The sequence below is a fragment of the Tropicibacter oceani genome (assembly GCF_029958925.1).
Taxonomy (GTDB): Bacteria; Pseudomonadota; Alphaproteobacteria; order Rhodobacterales; family Rhodobacteraceae; genus Pacificoceanicola; species Pacificoceanicola oceani.
Map to the genome: position 1 here is coordinate 2,325,809 of NZ_CP124616.1, position 15,834 is coordinate 2,341,642.

16 protein-coding genes are annotated in these 15,834 nt (G+C 65.1%); 9 read left to right on the forward strand and 7 right to left on the reverse strand.

Annotated features, from left to right (window positions below):
• The first annotated feature begins 12 nt into the window (after positions 1–12).
• The 6 genes from QF118_RS11235 to cysE all read left to right on the forward strand — a co-directional run bounded on the left by QF118_RS11235 (position 13) and on the right by cysE (position 7,099).
• Positions 13–645, forward strand: a complete 633-nt coding sequence (locus tag QF118_RS11235; RefSeq protein ID WP_282299152.1) for a DUF2460 domain-containing protein — start codon at positions 13–15, stop codon at positions 643–645.
• Positions 645–1,532, forward strand: coding sequence for a phage/gene transfer agent baseplate hub protein (locus QF118_RS11240; RefSeq protein WP_282299153.1), 888 nt, complete (start codon positions 645–647; stop codon positions 1,530–1,532). Before QF118_RS11235 ends, QF118_RS11240 begins: the two co-directional genes overlap by 1 nt.
• On the forward strand, positions 1,529–1,963 hold the full coding sequence (locus tag QF118_RS11245) for an NlpC/P60 family protein (RefSeq protein ID WP_282299154.1): 435 nt from the start codon (positions 1,529–1,531) through the stop codon (positions 1,961–1,963). Before QF118_RS11240 ends, QF118_RS11245 begins: the two co-directional genes overlap by 4 nt.
• On the forward strand, positions 1,963–5,898 hold the full coding sequence (locus QF118_RS11250; protein WP_282299155.1) for a baseplate multidomain protein megatron: 3,936 nt from the start codon (positions 1,963–1,965) through the stop codon (positions 5,896–5,898). The genes QF118_RS11245 and QF118_RS11250 overlap by 1 nt, the downstream gene beginning before the upstream one ends.
• Positions 5,895–6,185 carry a DUF7742 family protein gene (locus QF118_RS11255; protein ID WP_282299156.1) on the forward strand — a complete coding sequence of 97 codons (291 nt, stop codon included), beginning with the start codon at positions 5,895–5,897 and terminating at the stop codon, positions 6,183–6,185. Before QF118_RS11250 ends, QF118_RS11255 begins: the two co-directional genes overlap by 4 nt.
• Before the next feature lie 98 nt (positions 6,186–6,283).
• A complete protein-coding gene (cysE, locus tag QF118_RS11260; protein WP_282299157.1) occupies positions 6,284–7,099 on the forward strand; it encodes a serine O-acetyltransferase in 816 nt (271 codons plus the stop codon).
• An 84-nt stretch (positions 7,100–7,183) separates the two neighbouring features.
• Here the strand turns inward: cysE and QF118_RS11265 are convergent, their stop codons facing one another.
• The 6 genes from QF118_RS11265 to QF118_RS11290 form a co-directional block, all read right to left on the reverse strand.
• Positions 7,184–8,476, reverse strand: coding sequence for a pyruvate dehydrogenase complex dihydrolipoamide acetyltransferase (locus tag QF118_RS11265; protein ID WP_282299158.1), 1,293 nt, complete (start codon positions 8,474–8,476; stop codon positions 7,184–7,186).
• A 1-nt stretch (position 8,477) separates the two neighbouring features.
• On the reverse strand, positions 8,478–8,726 hold the full coding sequence (locus QF118_RS11270) for a hypothetical protein (RefSeq protein WP_282299159.1): 249 nt from the start codon (positions 8,724–8,726) through the stop codon (positions 8,478–8,480).
• Positions 8,723–10,096, reverse strand: a complete 1,374-nt coding sequence (locus QF118_RS11275; RefSeq protein WP_282299160.1) for a pyruvate dehydrogenase complex E1 component subunit beta — start codon at positions 10,094–10,096, stop codon at positions 8,723–8,725. The genes QF118_RS11270 and QF118_RS11275 overlap by 4 nt, the downstream gene beginning before the upstream one ends.
• Positions 10,096–10,488, reverse strand: coding sequence for a VOC family protein (locus QF118_RS11280; RefSeq protein ID WP_282299161.1), 393 nt, complete (start codon positions 10,486–10,488; stop codon positions 10,096–10,098). The genes QF118_RS11275 and QF118_RS11280 overlap by 1 nt, the downstream gene beginning before the upstream one ends.
• Complete coding sequence (pdhA, locus tag QF118_RS11285; protein ID WP_282299162.1) at positions 10,488–11,525, reverse strand: pyruvate dehydrogenase (acetyl-transferring) E1 component subunit alpha; 1,038 nt, start codon at positions 11,523–11,525, stop codon at positions 10,488–10,490. Before pdhA ends, QF118_RS11280 begins: the two co-directional genes overlap by 1 nt.
• A gap of 121 nt (positions 11,526–11,646) precedes the next feature.
• Positions 11,647–11,949 carry an FtsB family cell division protein gene (locus tag QF118_RS11290; RefSeq protein ID WP_282299163.1) on the reverse strand — a complete coding sequence of 101 codons (303 nt, stop codon included), beginning with the start codon at positions 11,947–11,949 and terminating at the stop codon, positions 11,647–11,649.
• A gap of 225 nt (positions 11,950–12,174) precedes the next feature.
• Here QF118_RS11290 and QF118_RS11295 point away from each other — a divergent pair, with 225 nt between their 5' ends.
• A complete protein-coding gene (locus tag QF118_RS11295; protein WP_282299164.1) occupies positions 12,175–13,164 on the forward strand; it encodes an alpha/beta hydrolase in 990 nt (329 codons plus the stop codon).
• Between the two features lie 82 nt (positions 13,165–13,246).
• Here the strand turns inward: QF118_RS11295 and QF118_RS11300 are convergent, their stop codons facing one another.
• Positions 13,247–14,452, reverse strand: a complete 1,206-nt coding sequence (locus QF118_RS11300) for a phosphoglycerate kinase (protein WP_282299165.1) — start codon at positions 14,450–14,452, stop codon at positions 13,247–13,249.
• Positions 14,453–14,579: 127 nt separating this feature from the next.
• Here QF118_RS11300 and QF118_RS11305 point away from each other — a divergent pair, with 127 nt between their 5' ends.
• Complete coding sequence (locus tag QF118_RS11305) at positions 14,580–15,089, forward strand: peptidylprolyl isomerase (RefSeq protein WP_282299166.1); 510 nt, start codon at positions 14,580–14,582, stop codon at positions 15,087–15,089.
• Positions 15,082–15,639, forward strand: coding sequence for a peptidylprolyl isomerase (locus QF118_RS11310; protein WP_282299167.1), 558 nt, complete (start codon positions 15,082–15,084; stop codon positions 15,637–15,639). Before QF118_RS11305 ends, QF118_RS11310 begins: the two co-directional genes overlap by 8 nt.
• Positions 15,640–15,834: the final 195 nt, after the last annotated feature.

Consider the following 15,834-nt stretch of genomic DNA (forward strand, 5'->3'; position numbering starts at 1 on the left):
TCGGAGGGAAAGATGGCGTTTCATGAAGTGAGATTTCCGGCGGACCTGAGCTTTGGCTCGGTTGGCGGACCCGAGCGGCGGACGGACATCGTTCAGTTGACCAGCGGTTTCGAAGAGCGCAACACGCCCTGGGCGCATTCGCGCAGGCGCTATGATGCGGGGCTTGGGCTGCGGTCGCTGGACGACGTGGAAAAGCTGATCGCCTTTTTCGAGGCGCGTCAGGGCCAGCTGTTTGGCTTTCGCTGGAAGGACTGGGCGGATTTCAAATCCTGCAAACCGTCGCGCAGCCCCGAAGCAGGCGACCAGGTCATTGCCCATGGTGATGGCGAAACCCGCAGCTTTCAGCTGACCAAGACGTATCGGTCGGGCGAAGGGGCCTATGCGCGCCCGATCACCAAACCGGTTGCCGGCAGCGTGGTGGCCGCGGTGCAGGATGTCGAGCAGCGCGAAGGCGTGCATTTCGAACTGGATACCGATACCGGCATCATCACTTTTGTCGAACCGCCCCTGGAAGGGGTCGAAATCAGCGCCGGTTTCGAATTCGACGTTCCGGTGCGTTTTGACACCGACCGCATCAACGTCAGCGTGGCCAGCTTTCGCGCCGGCCAGGTGCCTGACGTGCCGGTGGTGGAGGTGCGGGTCTGATGACGCATGCAGAAACACTTCACGCCCATCTCGATGGCGGGCTGGGCACGGTGGCGCGGGCCTGGGCGGTTACGCGCCGCGATGGCACGGTCTATGGCTTTACCGACCATGACCGTGACCTGAGCTTTGAGGGCATCACCTTTCGCGCCGATACCGGCCTTTCCGCCCGGGCGCTGCAGCAGGCCACGGGTCTGTCGGTCGACAACACCGAGGCCATGGGCGCGCTGACCGACAGCGCGATCCGCGAAGAAGACATCGCCGCAGGCCGTTTTGACGGCGCCGAGGTGGTGTCCTGGTTGGTGAACTGGGCCGACGTGTCGGGGCGCCGCGTGATGTTTCGCGGCCATATCGGAGAGCTGCGCCGCGGCAATGGCGCCTTTCACGCCGAATTGCGCGGCCTGACCGATCTGCTGAGCCGTCCGCTGGGGCGTGTGTACCAAAAGCCGTGCTCGGCCGTGTTGGGCGACAAGGGCTGCGGCTTTGACGTGACGCGCCCCGGGTATTTCCACGAAGGACCGGTGACATCGGTCAAGGAAACCCGGTCGTTCCATTTTGCGGACCTGTCCGAGTTCGAGCCGGGCTGGTTCCAGCGCGGGCGGCTTGTGGTACTTTCGGGCGCGGCGGCAGGGCTGAGCGGCGCGATCAAGCGCGACGAGTTGGCCAGCGATGGCAGCCGCCGCATCGACCTGTGGGAGCCGCTGCGCGCGGTGCCGCAACCGGGGGACCAGGTGCGCCTGATTGCCGGCTGCGACAAGCGGTTCGAAACCTGCCGGCTGAAGTTCAACAATGTCGTCAACTACCAGGGCTTTCCGGACATCCCCGAGGAAGACTGGGTCTTTGTGCACGCCACCCAGGCCAAGACAACCAGCGGAGGAAGCCGGAGATGACACAGGTGGTCGAGGCCGCACGCGGCTGGATTGGCACGCCCTACGTGCATCAGGCTTCGGCCAGAGGGGCGGGATGTGATTGCCTGGGGCTGCTGCGCGGCGTCTGGCGCGAAGTGATCGGGCCCGAGCCCGAGCAGATCCCGGCCTATACCATGGACTGGTCCGAACCGCAGGGCGATGAACGCCTGTGGCGCGTCGGCCTGACCCATCTGACACCCAAACCCCTGACCCAGGCCGCGCCCGGCGATGTCCTGTTGTTCCGGATGCGCGACACATCGGTCGCCAAGCATCTGGGCATTCAGGCGCAAACCGGGGCGCAGGCCTCATTCGTGCATGCCTATAGCGGGCATGGAGTCATCGAGAGTGCGCTCAGCGCACCTTGGGCGCGGCGCGTCGTGGCGCGTTTTGCCCTTCCAGTGGAGGCCCTGTAATGGCGACTATCCTTCTTTCGGCCGCAGGTGCGGCAATCGGCAGTTCCATCGGCGGCTCGGCGCTTGGGCTGAGCATGACGGCGGTGGGCCGTTTCATCGGGGCCTCTTTGGGGCGGGCGCTGGATCAGCGGCTGATGGGGCAGGGCTCTGAAGCGGTCGAGACCGGCAAGATCGACCGGTTCCGCATCACCGGGGCCGGCGAAGGCGCGCCGGTGACGCAGGTCTATGGGCGGATGCGCCTGGGCGGGCACGTGATTTGGGCCACCGAGTTCAAGGAACGCGTCAAGCAAAGCGGTGGTGGCGGCAAGGGCACCCCGCCCCAGCCCGAGGTGAAGAAATACAGCTATTCGCTTAGCCTTGCGCTGGCGCTGTGCGAAGGGGAAATCACCGGGGTTCAGCGCGTCTGGGCCGACGGTGCAGAGCTGCCCATGCAGGACCTGACCATGCGGGTCTATCGCGGCACCCAGGACCAGCTGCCCGACCCCAAGATCGAGGCGGTCGAGGGCACCGGCCAGGTGCCGGCCTATCGCGGCACCGCCTATGTGGTGATCGAGGACCTGCAGCTTGCCAGGTTCGGCAACCGGATTCCGCAGTTCAGCTTTGAGGTGACGCGCCCTGAACTGAACGATGCCACGGACATACCGTCGGCTGTCACCGGGGTCGCGATGATCCCCGGCACCGGGGAATATGCGCTGGCCACGGAACCGGTCTACATGCGCTATGCGGCCAGTTCCCTGGACCTGTTCGGGGCGGGCAAGGGCGGCAAGCGGGTGGCGAACGTCAATTCGCCCTCCGAGGAGCCGGACTTCAACACGTCGCTCAAGCAGTTGACCGACGAAATGCCCGGCTGCAAGGCCAGCTCGCTTGTGGTCAGCTGGTTCGGCAATGACCTGCGCTGCGGCACCTGCGAGATCAAGCCCAAGGTCGAACAGGCCGAATTCGACGCGCCCAAGATGCCCTGGTCGGTCAGCGGCCTGTCGCGCACCGATGCCGACCAGGTCCCGCAAGAGGCCGATCGCCCGGTCTATGGGGGCACCCCTACCGACCAATCGGTGGTGCAGGCGATCCGGCGCATGACAGACGAGGGGCTGGAGGTGATGTATTATCCCTTTATCCTGATGGACCAGATGGACGGCAACGGTCTGACCGACCCCTGGACCGGCGCAGCGGATCAGCCCAAGCTGCCGTGGCGCGGGCGTATCACGCTGAACGCAGCGCCGGGGCGAGCCGGTTCCAGCGATGGCACCGCTGCGGCGGATGCCGAGGTTGCGGCTTTTGTCGGAACGGTCACGGCGGCTGATTTCACCATCGGCAACGGCGAGGTCAGCTATGATGGCCCGGATGAGTGGAGCTATAGCCGCTTTGTGCTGCACCAGGCGGCGCTTTGCGCGGCGGCGGGCGGCGTCAGCGCCTTTTGCATCGGCTCGGAAATGCGCGGCCTGACCCAGATCCGCGGTGCGTCCGGTTTCCCGGCGGTGGCCGCGCTGCAGGCGCTGGCCGCCGAATGCCGGACCTTGCTGGGGGCCGGGGTCAAGCTGGGCTATGCGGCGGACTGGACCGAGTATTTCGGCTATCATCCGCAGGATGGATCGAACGATCTGTTTTTCCACCTTGATCCGCTGTGGAGCGATGCGAACATCGATTTTGTCGGGATCGACAATTACATGCCCCTGTCCGATTGGCGCGACGAAGAGGATCACGCAGACGCGGACTGGGGGTCGATCTACAACCTCGACTACCTCAAGGCGAATATCGCCGGGGGCGAGGGCTATGACTGGTACTACGATGGCGACGAAGGGCGCGCGGCGCAGCGGCGCGAGCCGATCACCGATGGCGCGCACGACGAACCCTGGGTCTGGCGTTACAAGGACATTCGCAACTGGTGGCAGAACCTGCACTATGAACGCAGCGGCGGCATTCGTGCGGACGAGCCGACAGACTGGCTGCCGGGATCGAAACCGATCTGGTTCACCGAACTGGGCTGCGCCGCGGTCGACAAGGGCACCAACCAGCCCAACAAGTTCGTCGATCCCAAAAGCTCGGAATCCTCGTTGCCCTACTACTCGAACGGGTTGCGCGACGAGCTGATCCAGCGCCAGTACATCCGTGCGATGCATGACTACTGGGGGCAGGCGCAGAACAACCCGACGTCGGAACTGTACGGCGGGCCGATGATCGACATGACCCGCGCCTTTGTCTGGGCCTGGGATGCGCGGCCCTATCCGTGGTTCCCCGGCAATGACACGCTTTGGTCGGATGGTCCGAATTATCGGCAGGGCCATTGGCTGAACGGGCGTGTCTCGGGGCGGGGCCTCGACTCGGTCGTGCGCGAGATCTGCGCGCGCTCCGGGCTGACCCGGATCGACACCAGCGCGCTGCATGGTTTCGTGCGGGGCTACGTGGTGCCCAATGTCGGGGATGCGCGGCAGGCCTTGCAGCCCTTGATGCTGGCCTATGGCTTTGACGCGATCGAGCGCGACGGGGTGGTGGTGTTCCGGATGCGCGATGGTGCACAGCCGGTGGATATTGCCCTGGACGATCTGGCGATCAGCGAGGACGTCGAAGGCGACCTGATGGAAACCCGCGCCAGCGAGGTCGAGATGGCCGGACGGGTGCGCGTGGGCTTTGTGCTGGCCGATGCCGATCATCAGGTCTCGACCGAGGAAACCGTGCTGCCGGACGAACAGACCCATGCGGTGGCCGAAACCGAACTGCCGCTGACCCTGACCCGGGCCGAAGGCCGCCAGACCGCCGAACGCTGGCTGGCCGAGGCGCGGGTGTCGCGCGATACCATGCGCTTTGCCCTGCCGCCATCGAAACTGCGGCTGGGGGCGGGGGATGTGGTACGCCTCCCGGCCAAATCCGGGCCTGTCCTGGCGCGCATTGACAGGGTCGATGTCATGGACCGCCAGATCATCGACGCGGTGCGCATCGAACCCGATGTGTTCAAGCCTTCGGAATACACCGAGGACGGCGTGTCCATGCGTCCCTTTACAGCCGCCGTGCCGGTCACGCCCTTCTTCATGGATCTTCCCCTGATGAGCGGCGAAGAGGTCGAACATGCCCCGCACCTTGCCCTGGCCGCCGAGCCATGGCCCGGATCAGTTGCCGTCTACGACGCGCCAGCGGATGCGGGATACGCGCTGAACGGGATCATTGCGGCGCAATCGGTCATCGGGGTCACCGAAACGCCGCTGCATGCGGCGGGCGCCGGGCGCATCGACCGGAGCGCCGGGCTGCGCATCCGGCTGGCCAGCGGGTCGCTGCAGTCGATCTCGGACGAGGCGCTGCTTGCGGGGGCCAACCTGATGGCCATTGGCGATGGTACGCCGGGCAACTGGGAATTGTTCCAGTTCCGCGAGGCCGAGCTGCTGGGCCAGGACCTGTGGTCGTTGAGCCACCGTTTGCGCGGGCAGGCGGGCAGCGACGGGATCATGCCCGAAACCTGGCCGGTCGGCTCGATCGTGGTGTTGATGGACGGCACACCGGTGCAGATTGCCCTTGCGGCGGCGCAACGGCGGCTGGAGCGGCATTTCCGCATCGGTCCCGCGCGCCGGCCCTATGACGATCCGACCTATGTGCACCAGGTCCATGCCTTTGACGGCAACGGGCTGCGCCCCTACCGGCCCGCGCATCTGACGGTGACCCGTTCGGGCAACGACCTGGCGGTGCGCTGGATCCGCCGGACACGGATCGACGGCGATTCCTGGGACCTGTTCGAAGTGCCACTTGGCGAGGAAAACGAAACCTACATCGTGCGCGTCCTGCAAGGCGACACGATCCTGCGCGAAGAACAGACCAGCACGCCCGAATGGACCTATTCGGCGGGCATGCAGGGCGCCGACGGGGCCGGCGGCCTTGTCACCATCGCGGTGGCGCAGGTTTCGGCGCGCTTTGGTCCGGGGCCCTTTGCAACCCGGGTCCTGGCCGCATGAGACCGGTCTTGCCGGGGGACGTCAGCGCGGCGGCGCGGGCACTGCTTGCGGTGCCCGCCTCGGCGCGGGGCGGGCTGGCGCGGCGGCTGGTCCTGCAGGCCGATGCCGCCGACCGCTATCGCCGCCGCCTTGGCAAGGCGCATCCTTTCTGGGGCAATGGCACGCTGATGGCGGCGGCCCTTGGGCGGGGTGCTGCGCGCGATGAACCGCGGCTGGACGATCCCGACTATGCCGAATGCTTCATCGCGGTCCTGAATGCCCTTTTGGACCGGCGCCAGCCGGTCTGACCGGCTGGCCGCGCGATCCGCGATTTACCCCATCACCGATTTGCGTTTTTCACCAAAGGGACTATCTGCTATCCTGAGCCCGACGAAGGAGAGACAAGATGGCTGAAACGCGCACAAAACTGGCCGAGGTCGATCCGGTCTGGGCCCGCATCGTCCGCGAAGCCGAAGAGGCCGTGGATGCCGAACCGCTGCTTGGCGGGATGGTGCATTATTCGATCCTGCATTACCCGACGCTGGAACAGGCGCTGGGCTATCGCATCTCGCTCAAGTTGGCCAATGGCGAGATGTCGGAACAGATCCTGCGTGAAATCTGTGACGAGGCCTACAAGGCCGAACCGGACCTGACCGCCGCCGCCCGCGCCGATATCGTCGCGGTGCATGACCGCGATCCGGCCTGCCACCGCTATCTTCAGCCGCTGCTGTTCTTCAAGGGGTTCCAGGCCATCCAGGCCTACCGCGTCGGCCATTGGCTGTGGCGGCAGGGACGCCGCGACATGGCTTATTTCTTCCAGATGCGCTGTTCAGAGGTGTTTGGCATCGACATTCACCCGGCGGCGCGCATCGGGCGCGGCATCATGATCGACCACGCCCATTCCATCGTCATCGGCGAGACGGCCGTGGTGGGTGACAACGTGTCGATGCTGCATTCGGTGACGCTGGGCGGCACCGGCAAGGAAGAAGAGGACCGCCACCCCAAGATCGGCAATGGCGTTCTGATCGGGGCCGGGGCCAAGGTGCTGGGCAACATCAAGATCGGCGATTGCAGCCGGATCGCCGCGGGCTCGGTGGTGCTGGACCCGGTGCCAGAGTGCACGACCGTCGCCGGAGTGCCCGCGAAGATCGTCGGCAAGGCGGGCTGCGCCCAGCCGTCGATCAGCATGGACCATCTGCTGCGGGACGCGGACAAGGTTTGACCTTGGCGAAAACGCTGCAAGGGATCGCGGACCGAAGTCTTTGAAAGACTTCGGTCCGATTTCTTTTTGAAGAAATCGGTTCCGTCAGGCCAGCATGGCCATCGGGTTTTCCAGGTTGTCCTTGATGGCGGTCAGCAGCTCGGCCCCGAGGGCACCGTCGATGACGCGGTGATCGACGGAAAGGGTCACGGACATGACCGTGGCCACTTCGAGTTGATCGTTTGCGCCGACCACCGGCTTCTTCACCCCCGCACCGACCGCGAGGATCGCGCCATGCGGCGGGTTGATGACAGCGTCGAAATTGTCGATCCCGAACATGCCAAGGTTGGAAATGGCAAAGCTGCCGCCCTGGTATTCATGCGGGGCGAGTTTGCGGGATTTGGCGCGGGCCGCCAGGTCTTTCATTTCCGCCGAGAGCGCGGAAAGGCTTTTGTTTTCAGCGTCCTTCAGGACAGGCGTGAACAGCCCGCCGTCGATGGCAACGGCGACGGCCACGTCTGATGGCGTCAGTTGCAAAATGCGATCCCCGGCCCAGACGGCATTGGCGGCGGGCACCTGCTGCAGCGCCAGGGCGCAGGCCTTGATGATGAAATCATTGACCGACAGTTTGACGCCGCGCGCCTCGAGCTGCTTGTTCAGCTGGCCTCGGAAGGACAGCAGCGCATCCAGCCGGATGTCGCGGCGCAGGTAGAAATGCGGGATGGTCTGCTTGGCCTCGGTCAGGCGGGCGGCAATGGTCTTGCGCATGCCATCCAGCGGGATCTCGCGATAATCGCGGTCCTGGTACATGGCTGCAATCGCGCCGGACGAGACTTTGGGAGCGGCAGGGGCAACTGTAGCCGGAGCCATAACGGCGGCAGGCTGCGACGCAGCGGCGGGCATGGTCGCGCCCTCGACGTCGGCCTTCACGATCCGTCCGCGCGGACCGGACCCGGTGATCTGGCTCAGGTCCAGCCCTTTGTCGGCGGCGATGCGGCGCGCGAGGGGGGAGGCAAAGACCCGGTCACCGTCCCTTGTGAGGGCAGAGGGGGCGGCCTTCTCGGGGGCCCTTTGCGGGGCCGCCTCGGCGGCCGCTGTTGCCTGCGCCGCGGGCGCGGTGGCAACGGGCGCGGCGCTGATGTCGCTGGCGCTTTCGCCATCCTCGAGCAGGACGGCGATGGGGGTGTTGACCTTGACGCCCTCGCTGCCCTCGGCAATCAGGATCTTGCCGATCACCCCTTCGTCGACCGCTTCGAATTCCATCGTTGCCTTGTCGGTCTCGATCTCGGCGATCACATCGCCCGATTGCACGCTGTCGCCCTCCTTCACCAGCCATTTGGCAAGGGTACCTTCCTCCATCGTGGGGGACAGGGCGGGCATGAGGATTTCGATGGGCATGTCAGTGCTCCTCGATCAGGGTGAGGATGTCATAGGGCGCGCGCGGGGTCTTGCCCTGCGCCAGATCGGTGACGGCGCTGGCCAGCCTGGCGCGATGCGCGGCGATCCATTCATAAGCCTCCTGATGCGAGGGCCGCGCGCCGGGGCGCAGGCCTTCGATCAGGCATTCGGGGACATAGGCGCGGCCCGCATCGGTTTCGATGCGATAGGCTTCGCGCGCCGCGTCCCGGCCCTGGACCGCGACGCTCATCGGTAGGTGACCTGTTTCACCGCCTCGATCACCTCGGCCGTGGTCACCAGCGCGTGTTTTTCGAGGTTGGCGGCATAGGGCATGGGCACGTCCTTGCCGGTGCAGTTGATCACCGGCGCGTCGAGATAGTCAAAGGCCTGTTGCATCAGCACCGCCGAAATGTGGTTGCCGATGGCGCCCACCGGAAAGCCCTCTTCGATGGTCACGCAGCGGTTGGTTTTCCGGACCGAGGCGATGACGGTTTCGGTGTCCATGGGGCGCAGGGTGCGCAGGTCGATGACTTCGGCGCTGATGCCCTCTTCGGCCAGTTTATCAGCGGCTTCGAGCGCATAGGACATCCCGATGCCAAAGCTGACAAGGGTCACATCCGTGCCCTCCCGCCAGATCCGGGCCTTGCCGAAAGGCACGGTGTAATCGTCCAGCACAGGCACGTCGAAGCTGCGCCCATAGAGGATTTCGTTTTCGAGAAAGATCACCGGGTTCGGATCGCGAATGGCCGATTTCAGCAGGCCCTTGGCGTCCGAGGCCGAATAAGGCATGGCGACCTTGAGCCCCGGAATATGCGCATACCAGGCGGCATAGTCCTGGCTGTGCTGGGCGCCGACACGGGCCGCCGCGCCATTGGGGCCGCGGAAGACGATGGGGCAACCCATCTGCCCGCCGGACATATACAGCGTCTTGGCCGCCGAGTTGATGATCTGGTCGATCGCCTGCATGGCAAAGTTGAAGGTCATGAATTCGACGATGGGGCGCAGGCCACCAAAGGCCGCGCCGACGCCGATGCCGGCAAAGCCGTGTTCGGTGATCGGCGTGTCGATGACCCGCTTGGCGCCAAAATCATCCAGAAGACCCTGGCTGATCTTGTAGGCGCCCTGGTATTCGCCGACCTCTTCGCCCATCAGGAACACGCTGTCGTCGGCGCGCATTTCTTCGGCCATGGCGTCGCGCAGGGCCTCGCGGACGGTCTGTTTCCTGGTCTTGGTGCCTGCGGGCCAAGGCGCCTCTGCCTTTGCCGTGGCGGGGGCGGCGCCCTTCTCGGGGCCCCGTGCCGGGGCCGCCTCGGCGGCCGCTGTGGCCTGCGCCGAGGGCGCGGTGGCCACGGGCGCGGCGATGGCATCGGCGCTTTCGCCTTCGTCCAGCAGGACGGCGATGGGGGTGTTCACCTTGACGTCTGCGGTGCCCTCGGCGATCAGCAGCTTGCCGATCACCCCGTCATCCACCGCTTCGAACTCCATCGTGGCCTTGTCGGTTTCGATCTCGGCAAGGATGTCGCCGGACTGGACGCTGTCGCCCTCCTTGACCAGCCATTTGGCCAGCGTGCCTTCCTCCATCGTCGGGGAAAGGGCGGGCATGAGGATTTCAATTGCCATTACACGTCTCCTCCGGCGGTGGGTGTGATCATGCCGACAATGTTGCCCTGGCCGTCTTCGACACAGGCGCACCGGCCAATGCCGGGAAAGTCCGTGGGCGGCAGGGCTTCGGCGCCGCCATTGGCCAGGGCCCAGGCGTAACGCTCGTCGCAGTCGGCTACCTCGAAGGTCATGGTTCCACCCCGAACCGGCGATCCGGCGGCGGGGGCCTTGCCCATGCGGGTCATTAATGCCGCGGTCAGGCCGTGATCGCCGCCAAAACCAGGGCCTTCGATCAGGAAATACTCGATGTCGTCGCCGGCGGGCATGGCGCTGAAATTCCAGCCAAAAAGGCCGGTGTAAAAGGTTCTCGCGGCGCTCACGTCCGATGCGTGGATCTCGAAATGCGGCATCACTCGGCCTCTTCCATTTGCGCTGCGCCTTCGCCGCTCAGGGGCGCCTCGGCATAAATATCGGTCCAAAGCTCGCCCAGGGCCGGTTCCGGGCTGGTGCGGGCGAATTCGGCTGACTCGTTCACGATCTTCTTGATCTCCTTGTCGATCGCCTTCAGATCGTCCTCAGAGGCATGTTTGCCCTGCAACAGCATGTCGCGCACATGGTCGATGGGATCGCGTTCCTCGCGCATTTTCTGCACTTCTTCGCGGGTGCGGTATTTCGCCGGGTCCGACATGGAATGGCCGCGATAGCGGTAGGTCTTGATTTCAAGGATATAGGGGCCCTTGCCCGAACGGCAGTGCGCCACCGCCTTTTCCCCGGCCGCCTTGACCGCCAGCACATCCATGCCGTCGACGACCTCGCCCTTGATGCCAAAGGCCGCGCCGCGGGTATAAAGCTCGGGCGTGGAGGTGGACCGTTTCTGCGAGGTGCCCATGGCGTACTGGTTGTTTTCAATGACGAAAATCACCGGCAGGTCCCAGAGCGCGGCCATGTTGAAGGTCTCGTAGATCTGGCCTTGGTTGGCGGCGCCATCGCCGAAATAGGTAAAGGTGACGCGGCCGTTGCCCTTGTATTTATCGGCAAAGGCGAGGCCTGCGCCCAAAGGCACCTGCGCGCCGACAATGCCGTGACCGCCGTAGAAATGTTTTTCCCGGCTGAACATGTGCATCGAGCCGCCCTTGCCCTTGGAGTACCCCCCCTCGCGCCCGGTCAGTTCGGCCATGACGCCATTGGGGTCCATGCCGCAGGCCAGCATGTGGCCGTGATCGCGGTAGGATGTGATGCGCTTGTCGCCCTCTTCGGCGGCGGCTTCCAGACCGACGACAACGGCCTCTTGCCCGATATAAAGGTGACAGAAGCCGCCGATCAGGCCCATGCCGTAAAGCTGGCCTGCCTTTTCCTCGAACCGGCGGATCAGCAGCATGTCGCGGTAATAGGCCAAAAGCTCCTCTGCCGAAACATTGGGCTGGGCCGTGGTCTTGCGGGCCGCCATGGCGTCTCCTCCCCAGGATATCGTTTAGCGTTGAACGGTTTTCCAAAGGGTAGCGGCGCAGTCAGGGCGAGTAAAGCCTTTGCGCAAGGGGCGTCACAGCGGGCAGGGCGCCCCGGCAGGCTCAGTTGACGACGATTTCATCCATCCGGACAACGCCCAGGATGTCGCGCGCCTGCTGGTCCAGCAGGTCAAGGTCCAGGTATTCGTCGGACAGGCGCCGCGTCAGGTTTTCCATGCGCGCGACCTCTTCGTTCAGATGGTCCAGCTCGCCTTTCAGCTCGTGCGCCTCGACGACGACCTCGGCCCGGCGGAACAGGCCGTAATCGCCCTGCACGGCGGCAAAGGTGAAATAGGCCGTCAGGCTCAGCGCCACGGCAAAGAAGATAAGCACACCAAGTGAGGGTCGCGCACGACGGTTGGTCATCGGGAAAAGGTTGCCTGATCTGAAGTTGCTCTGCCTTGTGCCCCCTCTTGAACCGGGGGGCTGCGGCAAGGATGACACGCAGGTCGCAAGGGGAAAAGAGGGCGATTCGCGCCACCGGCGAATCCCGGCCGGACCGTTGCATTCCTGCCGATTCGCGGCCGGTGCGGCGGCATCGCCTCTGGCGTGAAATCCACGCCACGGTAGATTGGGCGCATGAGTCGCCTGATGCTGTCCCTCGTCCTGATCCTGACCCTGTCGGCCTGCGCCGCACGGGGGGTGATCGGCATAATCCCCGGCGCCACGCTGCCCGGCGCGGTGGTCCAGCCGGTGTTCGTCGCCACCAACCGCAACCCTGCCACCGGCGAGGACGGCTATCTCTTTCAGCAGCGCTTTGGCGAATCCCGCGACCCCTCGCTGCGCTATGTCCGGCTCGATGTCTCGATCCCGCCGGTGCACCGCACGGGCCAGATCGAATGGCCAGCCCCCGAACGGCCCGACCTGGCCAAGCATTTCATCGTCAGCGCCGAACACCAGTTCGACGGCCCGCAGGATTTCCTCGCCGGCCTTGAAAAGGCCCGCCCTGACGGACCGCGCGAAGTGGTGGTCTTCGTGCACGGCTACAACGTGAACAACGCCGAGGCGGTCTATCGCCTGGCCCAGATCGCCCATGACTTCGAAGCAAAGGTGCCGGTGATCGCCTATTCCTGGCCCTCGGCGGGCAGCCCGCGCGGCTATGTCTACGACCGCGACAGCGTGATCTTCTCGCGCGACGGGCTGGAAATCCTGCTGACCGAATTGACCCGCGACAACCGCGTGCTGATCGTGGCCCACTCCATGGGCAGCCAGCTTGTCATGGAAACGCTGCGCCAGATGTCGATTTCAGGGCGGGGCGCGGTGATCGAACGGCTGTCAGGCGTCGCGCTGATCAGCCCGGACATCGACGAAGACGTCTTCATCCAGCAATCGCGGCGCATCACGCCCTTTCCGCAACCCTTCATGCTGCTGGTCTCGGCGCGTGACCGCATGCTCGACATCGCGGCTTTCCTGACCGGCAAACCGACGCGCCTCGGTTCGATCACAGAACCCGGCCGCCTCGGCGATCTTCCGGTCACGGTGATCGACCTCAGCGATGTTCAGGGCGGCGATCCATCCGGTCACAGCACCGCCTTCACTGCCCCCGCCGCCATCGCATTGCTGCGCGATCTGGGCGGTTGATCCCGGGCCCGGGCGGGCCTGGTTTCTTTGTGCTGCAAATATCCCGGGGGTCTGGGGGCAGAGCCCCCAGCCGCGCCCGTGATCAGGCGTCCTCGTCGTCCGTCTCCAGTGCGGCGACACCCGGCAGCACCTTGCCTTCCATCCACTCCAGAAAGGCACCCCCGGCGGTCGAGATATAGGTGAAATCCTCGGATGCGCCCGCCTTGTTCAGCGCCGAAACCGTGTCACCCCCGCCCGCGACCGAAACCAGCTTGCCCCCGGCGCTGCGCTTGGCGGCGTATTTGGCGGCGGCGTTGGTGGCGGTGTCGAAAGGCTCGATCTCGAAGGCGCCCAGGGGGCCGTTCCAGATCAGCGTCTTGGCCCGCTCGATCGCGGCCTGGACGGTCTTCACGCTTTCGGGGCCGGCATCCAGGATCATCGCATCGGCGGGGCAGGCATCGGCGGCAACGGTTTCGTTCGCGGCGCCGGCCTTGAATTCGCGCGCCACGACCACGTCGCCGGGCAGGATGATCTCGCAGCCTGCCGCCTTGGCCTTGTCCACGATCTCGCGCGCGGTCGGGGCCATGTCGTGTTCACACAGCGATTTGCCGACGTCGATGCCCTGTGCCGCCAGAAAGGTGTTGGCCATGCCGCCACCGATCACCAGCATGTCGACCTTTTCCACAAGGTTGCCCAGCAGGTCCAGCTTGGTCGATACCTTGGCGCCGCCGACCACCGCCAGAACGGGGCGTTCGGGTGCGCCAAGCGCGCTTTCCAGCGCCGAAAGCTCGGCCTGCATCAGGCGACCTGCGCAGGCGGGCAGCAGATGCGCCAGGCCTTCGGTCGAGGCATGGGCGCGGTGCGCAGCGGAAAAGGCATCGTTGCAATAGACATCGCCCAGTTCGGCCATCTGCGCCGCCAGGCCCGCATCGTTCTTTTCCTCACCGGCGTGAAAGCGGGTGTTTTCCAGCAGGGCGACCTGGCCGGGCTGCAGCGCATCGACCACGGCCTGCGCGGCGGGGCCGACGCAATCGGCGGCAAAGACCACCGGCGCGCCCAGCACCGCCTCGAGCGTCGGGATCAGCGGCTGCAGGCTGAATTCGGGGTTGTGCGTGCCCTTGGGCCGGCCGAAGTGGGCCAAAAGCACCGGCTTGCCGCCCCGGTTCAGGATGTCCTGTACGGTGGCGCAGATCCGTTCGATCCGGGTGGCGTCGGTCACGCGGCCGTCTTCCACGGGCACGTTGATGTCGACACGGGTCAGCACGCGTTTGCCGTCCAGGTCCATGTCGTCAAGGGTTTTCCAGGCCATGGTTCTCTCCACTTCGCTTGTTCTTGGCTGTCTGCCCTTTGTTGCGCAGGTCGTCAACGGCGTCTTGGCTTTCGCGGGTGCGCGCATTAAGTCCTGTGACCAAAGCCAATTCGAATGGGAGTGTACCATGGCCGAGATCAAAGACCCCGAAAACACCATCGTGATGGAGCTCAAAGGCGGCACCGTCGTGATCGAACTGCTGGCGGACGTGGCGCCCAAGCACACCGAACGGATGAAGGAACTGGCCCGCGCCGGCGCCTATGACGGCGTGGTGTTCCACCGCGTGATCGACGGTTTCATGGCGCAGACCGGCGATGTCGAACACGGCAATGCAGACAGCGACAGCTACAACCCGCGCCGCGCCGGCACCGGCGGATCCGAGCATCCCGACCTGCCGGCAGAGTTTTCCAAGCTGCCGCACAGCCGTGGCACCCTGGGCGCGGCGCGCAGCCAGAACCCGAACTCGGCCAATTCGCAGTTCTTCATCAACTTCAAGGACAATGATTTCCTGAACGGTCAGTACACGGTCTATGGCCGCGTCATTTCCGGCATGGAACATGTGGACGCCATCGCCAAGGGCGAGCCGCCCGCCAATCCCGACAAGATGATCAGCGTCAAGGTGGCCGCAGATGCGTAAGCTGGCCGCTGTTTTTGCACTGATGGCCTCGCCCGCGCTGGCGACGGGGCTGCAGATCGAGGTCGCGGGCGAGGGCGCCAATGGCACCATCACCATCGACCTGTTCGAGGATGTTGCACCGGGACACGTGGCGCAGATCACCGCGCTGGCCGAGGCCGGGGACTATGACAACGTCGTCTTTCACCGCGTGATCGAAGGCTTCATGGCCCAAACTGGCGATGTCCAGTTCGGCGATGCCGAGGCTGCGGATTTCGACATGCGCATGGCCGGGCGCGGCGGTTCGGACCGGGGCGATCTGGCGGCCGAATTCTCGGACAAGCCGTTTGACCGGGGCGTGGTCGGCATGGCGCGCTCGCAAAGCCCGGATTCGGGGAACTCGCAGTTCTTCATCATGTTCGCGCCGGGGCATTTCCTGAACGGCCAATACACCGTGGTCGGCGAAGTGACCGAAGGCATGGAAGTGGTCGACGCCATCAAGCGCGGCGAAGGCCGCAATGGCGAGGTCACCGGCGCACCGGACCGCATGGTCAGCGTGACAGTCACCGAGTGACCGGGCATTTGCCGGTTTGATCTGATTGTGCCCGCCTTTCGGCGGGCGCTTTCTTTTTGGCGCTTTGGCAACGTCTGTTGCTTTGTGGGGCGGTTTGGGGGCGCTGCCCCCGCGCCTGCGGCGCCCCCCCGGAGTATTTTTGCCAAGAAGAAGCCCAAGGGCGATCACTTGCGCGTCAGGGGTGCTGGTCAGATC

Excerpts from the sequence above, each read along its gene's own strand:
- cysE (WP_282299157.1), top strand. The coding sequence starts at position 6,284 with ATGGCTGAAACGCGCACAAAACTGGCCGAGGTCGATCCGGTCTGGGCC.
- QF118_RS11240 (WP_282299153.1), top strand. The coding sequence starts at position 645 with ATGACGCATGCAGAAACACTTCACGCCCATCTCGATGGCGGGCTGGGC.
- QF118_RS11270 (WP_282299159.1), bottom strand. The coding sequence starts at position 8,726 with ATGAGCGTCGCGGTCCAGGGCCGGGACGCGGCGCGCGAAGCCTATCGC.
- QF118_RS11290 (WP_282299163.1), bottom strand. The coding sequence starts at position 11,949 with ATGACCAACCGTCGTGCGCGACCCTCACTTGGTGTGCTTATCTTCTTT.
- QF118_RS11255 (WP_282299156.1), top strand. The coding sequence starts at position 5,895 with ATGAGACCGGTCTTGCCGGGGGACGTCAGCGCGGCGGCGCGGGCACTG.
- QF118_RS11305 (WP_282299166.1), top strand. The coding sequence starts at position 14,580 with ATGGCCGAGATCAAAGACCCCGAAAACACCATCGTGATGGAGCTCAAA.
- QF118_RS11275 (WP_282299160.1), bottom strand. The coding sequence starts at position 10,096 with ATGGCAATTGAAATCCTCATGCCCGCCCTTTCCCCGACGATGGAGGAA.
- QF118_RS11245 (WP_282299154.1), top strand. The coding sequence starts at position 1,529 with ATGACACAGGTGGTCGAGGCCGCACGCGGCTGGATTGGCACGCCCTAC.
- QF118_RS11300 (WP_282299165.1), bottom strand. The coding sequence starts at position 14,452 with ATGGCCTGGAAAACCCTTGACGACATGGACCTGGACGGCAAACGCGTG.
- QF118_RS11280 (WP_282299161.1), bottom strand. The coding sequence starts at position 10,488 with ATGCCGCATTTCGAGATCCACGCATCGGACGTGAGCGCCGCGAGAACC.
- QF118_RS11265 (WP_282299158.1), bottom strand. The coding sequence starts at position 8,476 with ATGCCCATCGAAATCCTCATGCCCGCCCTGTCCCCCACGATGGAGGAA.
- QF118_RS11295 (WP_282299164.1), top strand. The coding sequence starts at position 12,175 with ATGCTGTCCCTCGTCCTGATCCTGACCCTGTCGGCCTGCGCCGCACGG.
- QF118_RS11310 (WP_282299167.1), top strand. The coding sequence starts at position 15,082 with ATGCGTAAGCTGGCCGCTGTTTTTGCACTGATGGCCTCGCCCGCGCTG.
- QF118_RS11250 (WP_282299155.1), top strand. The coding sequence starts at position 1,963 with ATGGCGACTATCCTTCTTTCGGCCGCAGGTGCGGCAATCGGCAGTTCC.
- QF118_RS11235 (WP_282299152.1), top strand. The coding sequence starts at position 13 with ATGGCGTTTCATGAAGTGAGATTTCCGGCGGACCTGAGCTTTGGCTCG.
- pdhA (WP_282299162.1), bottom strand. The coding sequence starts at position 11,525 with ATGGCGGCCCGCAAGACCACGGCCCAGCCCAATGTTTCGGCAGAGGAG.